The organism is Acinetobacter sp. ANC5681 (assembly GCF_023488045.1).
Classification (GTDB): domain Bacteria; phylum Pseudomonadota; class Gammaproteobacteria; order Pseudomonadales; family Moraxellaceae; genus Acinetobacter.
Genome location: NZ_JAMFKZ010000060.1, coordinates 1 through 4,370, shown reverse-complemented (window position 1 = coordinate 4,370; position 4,370 = coordinate 1). Strand labels below are relative to the sequence as shown.

The window sequence follows — 4,370 nt, the reverse complement described above, 5'->3', positions numbered from 1 at the left end:
AAATCAAATGGCAGAAGACTTTTATCGGTTAGCTGCCTAGAATCTCCCAAGTGAAAGTCTCCTGCTAATTCAGCACACATCAGACAAACGTAGAGAACGTATCAAACAAGGTTTAGAAAGAAGTGGATATATCCCAACAGGCAAAAAAGCAGACTTAACTAAACACCAAAGAATAAAAGAACTAAATATTAAAGGATTAACAAAAGAAGAAATTGCTAAAGCTGTTGGGTGTGGAATTGCAACAGTCTATAGAGTGTTAAAAAATAGATAAAAAAAGCGATACATAAAGTATCGCTTTGAATGTCATATCTAATTAAAATTTATTTTTTGATTCCACCATGTTTCTATTGCAACAGCGTCAAAATATACTGGTGACTGCCTTTGATTTCCCTCTTTATATGGCTTAGGAAATAAAATATCAGTTTTAATCAACTTATCTAGTTTATCACTCTTTATAGACAAAATATGGCATACTTCTTTTTTTGTTAATCTTAATTTTTTCATTCTTATTATTCCCCCCAATATCTAAATTTTTCATAAAATGCATTTCCTTTATTACTGCATGTGTCGAATTATTTTTATTTTCAAATTTGTTTTTATTATTGATTTTTTTATACATTTTTATACTTCTTAATTAAATCAATATCTACACCATACTCTGTATAAAATTTCATTCTTTTATTATGTATTGTTGATCTACTATAATAATCTTCTATACACCCCTCTTTTAATAATGTATAAAATTTTCTGTCATTTTTATCTATAATATCAAGAACTTTGTCTCTTTTATCTTGATCAGGTAAGCGTAGTCTTGAAAATTTTTCCTTAAACAAATTATTTACATATGATTTGTTTCCCCATTGATATCCATATGATAACTTCCATTCTTTAAGTTGATCATTATAAACACTAGCCTCTGCTCTGATCATTCTTTCTGCTAATTCAAAGAGCTTTGGATCTGTGTTAAACCTTTGTAATTTGGCTTTTAATTCATTAGATTTATGATAGTAGCAAATCGACCATCTTGTTTTACTTTTTTTACCGAAATATACGCCATTTGGATACTTCTCTTTAGCCTTATTGGGAAAATAACCAATACGTTGAATGTGGTCTAAATATCTTAATGAACGATCCTTGTTTTCAAATATCAAATCCCTTTTAACATCAGCTTTATAAACTCTATAATCACCTTCAATAATTCTCTGAATTTGTGCTGATGTAGGATGAACTAAATTCATAGTTTGTAAAACTTGTACAAACTCATAAACCAATTTAATTAAGTCTGTTTCACCAAGAATATTCTCATTTTTCAACCACTTATAAATATTACCACTTACATTAATACAACTACTACTTAATGATGTGATTTTAATATTTTTTCCATCTTCAGAGCTTAACCATTTTGGCTTATTTTTAAGCACAACATCATTATCTGAAATATTTTTTAATTCATTCAAATTTTTTAAATAATTTTTTGAATAAATATAAGTTCCATTTGAAAGTTTTTCTGCATCATGATCTACATATAAATTCACCTCAAGCATATCAATTTCAAAATTTTTCTCTAACATAATTTCCCCTTTTTTAAATTTTTAATAAAAAAATATCTAAGAAAACATTTATATAAAAGAAATAAAAAAGGTAAAATAAAATACATAAAAATTTTAAAAAAAATTTTTTCAAAAAATAGAAAATAAAATGATCTTTTAGACTTATGAAAAAATAAATTCATCAAAATAGTTAGATGAAAAAAATTTAAATATTATTTTTAATTTATAAATTATATTTTTTATACAAATGTGGTCTTAACATATAATATATCTTATTATAACACTTTATTACCAAAAAATCAAATTCATAGTAATGAGTTAAATAGCATATTTCTACATTCTTTATAATATTCTTCATCAGTACAAACTAAACATCCATTCTCTTTCCACTTGGATTTTAAGTCACTATTTGTACTTAGAAAAATAACCTTTGGTATATCTTTTAACTTTTCCAGATCACCTATAATTTCATCCTTTGGTTGGTACAATCCAAATCCATACCAATTTTTTTCTGCTAATTTAATAACTCGTAAATTTTCAGATTCTAGTTCTGCAACTAACACTTGTGGCTCAAACTCATTCATCTGATCTTCAAGTTCAGCGCTATATTCAAGACTTAAGACCCTTAATCCAAATTCATTCGAGTCCTTATCTTTATAATATGATAGTAATTTCATTTTGATATATGCTCTATGTGATCTGCCCACCATTGCATGATTAACTTTCTTTCCTCTAGATGATTACTTTTGTCATATACAGCTTTAACACCTTTTTTCTTATGTGCTAAACATACCTCAATCACTTGTTCTTTATCGCTGAATTGGTTATTTAGCGCCGTACTCGCTATATGCCTAAATCCATGCATAGTTTGCTTTCCTTTGTAACCACAACGGTTTAGCACGGCATTAAACGTCCCATCTGATATAGGCTTTTGATAAGTCGTACGACTAGGAAATAGATATGGTGATTCAGTTTTATATGTCTCTAACTCTTTCAAAAGTGTAATTGCTTGTTTAGGTAAAGGGATTGTATGTGCTATACCCCCTTTCATAACCTCAGCTGGTCTATTCCATAATTTCTTTTTAAAATCGAACTGCTCCCAAGTGGCACAACGTAATTCAGAAGGTCTTGGAGAGAGTAAAATAGCTAATTCAATTCCGATAACCATTCTCCTACTTGGATAATTTCTTACTTTATTTATTAACTCAGGCAATTCATGTAATTCAACATGACTCATATTCCCCTGTGTAAACCGAGTAATATGCCTAGACATTCTTACTAGTGGATTCTCCTCAATTAGTCCTTTGATATTTGCTAAATCATAGGCATTTGTACAATATGAGATTAGTTTATCAACTTGATTATTAATTTTATTAACTGTTCTTAATCTTTGAAAGAAATCAAACCATTCTTTCTTTTTAATTGATATACATTCTCTATAACCAAATTCCTTTATCACATGTTTTTGGATTGATTTTTTAGCTTTATAAAACGTTTCTTCATCCCAAGTATTTTTTTTAGTTTCAAGCCAATCATTGATAATGACTTCAAATGTTAAGTTTTTTTTACTATCAATATGTTTTTTATAATGTTTGCTAAATCTAACAATCTCACCATTTGATTCTTTAAGTGCTAATTCACTAGCTTTTTTTCTAGCATATTGTCCACTTACGTTTGGGTAGCTACCTAACCCTTGATAACCGTCCTTTCCCAATTCATTTTTAGAGCGATATTGCCAAGACTTACTTCCATCTTTCTTCACAAAAAAATATAACTTGCCACTATCTCTAATCCTGTAATCAACACTCTCAGGTTCTAGATTAGCCAATGCGGTATCCGATAAAGGTATCTTTTTTATTTCACTTCTTTTCATATAATTTTGTATCACGAGTTCGATTTATTTTAATGATACGTACTGTGATACAAAAATACCAGCGGTATATAGCGTTATATATCGTTATTAAACGCAATAAAAAAAGCCTCAAAACATTGAATTTTGAGGCTTTTTTTTAGTATACAGTCATATTGCTTTATACTAATTCATAATTTTGGTAGGTATAAGCAGACTCGAACTGCTGACCTCTACGATGTCAAGGATGAGAACAAACGCTATAAATCAATAACTTAAACAGCAATGACACAAACATTGACACAATGAATATATGCTATTTTTCTTGGCAATTAATGCTGACACAATGATTTTAACTCATGCACAGGCATATTTCAGATTTAATTTCTGAATCTTTATCTGCTACCGTTCATCGGCAGAATAAAAATAATTATAAATAGTGCTTGACCGTGAGAATCTCACAATGTATTATTTAATCATCAAGACGAGATGGCTAGATCGAAAGTCTTGATAACTTAAACATTACTTAGTGAGATATAGATATGAAAACTTTAAACATCAATGCAGAAGTTGGCTTTACTACTGAAATCGAAGCAATCCACTATTTCAAAACTAAAGATGGTTATTTTGCAAATGTGGGAGTTAAATGTGGGGATTCTGGTGTTGTTCTTCTTTGTTTGTCAGGTGACGAAAATGAAGCTCGTGCAGAATGGCCTCAAGACACACTCTGGACAGAAGAAGATCAAGCATTCCAAATTTATGTTGAATCTGAATTTACTGCTGCTGAATTTCTTAAATGCTTAGAAGAAGATAATGGTTTGGAAAACAATCAATTCTACTTAGAAGAAAATGGCGAAGTTATGACATTCCATAAACACTAATAAAGCAAAAACCCCACTGGCTAGAGTGGGGTTTTTTAAGCTGCCTATTCGGCAGTAAACATTACTTAGCAAGTAGTTAAAATAAACCAA

At 29.3% G+C, this 4,370-nt stretch carries 5 protein-coding genes and 1 pseudogene; 2 read left to right on the top strand and 4 right to left on the bottom strand.

Annotated elements, in window-relative coordinates:
- Window positions 1–79: 79 nt before the first annotated feature.
- A pseudogene (locus tag M5121_RS15510) lies at window positions 80–271 on the top strand (helix-turn-helix domain-containing protein); the annotation flags it as partial.
- A 38-nt stretch (window positions 272–309) separates the two neighbouring features.
- Here M5121_RS15510 and M5121_RS15505 read toward each other — a convergent pair.
- From M5121_RS15505 to M5121_RS15490, 4 genes are all read right to left on the bottom strand, one after another.
- Entirely contained in the window at window positions 310–504 is a 195-nt protein-coding gene (locus M5121_RS15505; protein WP_009386867.1) for a helix-turn-helix transcriptional regulator, read from the bottom strand.
- A 107-nt stretch (window positions 505–611) separates the two neighbouring features.
- A complete protein-coding gene (locus tag M5121_RS15500) occupies window positions 612–1,571 on the bottom strand; it encodes a phage/plasmid replication protein, II/X family (protein ID WP_234113741.1) in 960 nt (319 codons plus the stop codon).
- Window positions 1,572–1,855: 284 nt separating this feature from the next.
- Window positions 1,856–2,227 (bottom strand): hypothetical protein, encoded by a 372-nt coding sequence (locus tag M5121_RS15495; RefSeq protein ID WP_234113742.1) that lies wholly within the window; start codon window positions 2,225–2,227, stop codon window positions 1,856–1,858.
- The gene (locus tag M5121_RS15490) at window positions 2,224–3,423 is read right to left on the bottom strand and encodes a tyrosine-type recombinase/integrase (RefSeq protein ID WP_159515925.1); all 1,200 of its coding nucleotides are present in this window, start codon (window positions 3,421–3,423) and stop codon (window positions 2,224–2,226) included. The genes M5121_RS15495 and M5121_RS15490 overlap by 4 nt, the downstream gene beginning before the upstream one ends.
- Before the next feature lie 518 nt (window positions 3,424–3,941).
- Here M5121_RS15490 and M5121_RS15485 point away from each other — a divergent pair.
- The gene (locus M5121_RS15485; RefSeq protein WP_249571670.1) at window positions 3,942–4,280 is read left to right on the top strand and encodes a hypothetical protein; all 339 of its coding nucleotides are present in this window, start codon (window positions 3,942–3,944) and stop codon (window positions 4,278–4,280) included.
- Window positions 4,281–4,370 lie beyond the last annotated feature (90 nt).

Excerpts from the sequence above, each read along its gene's own strand:
- M5121_RS15505 (WP_009386867.1), bottom strand. The coding sequence starts at position 504 with ATGAAAAAATTAAGATTAACAAAAAAAGAAGTATGCCATATTTTGTCT.
- M5121_RS15490 (WP_159515925.1), bottom strand. The coding sequence starts at position 3,423 with ATGAAAAGAAGTGAAATAAAAAAGATACCTTTATCGGATACCGCATTG.
- M5121_RS15495 (WP_234113742.1), bottom strand. The coding sequence starts at position 2,227 with ATGAAATTACTATCATATTATAAAGATAAGGACTCGAATGAATTTGGA.
- M5121_RS15500 (WP_234113741.1), bottom strand. The coding sequence starts at position 1,571 with ATGTTAGAGAAAAATTTTGAAATTGATATGCTTGAGGTGAATTTATAT.
- M5121_RS15485 (WP_249571670.1), top strand. The coding sequence starts at position 3,942 with ATGAAAACTTTAAACATCAATGCAGAAGTTGGCTTTACTACTGAAATC.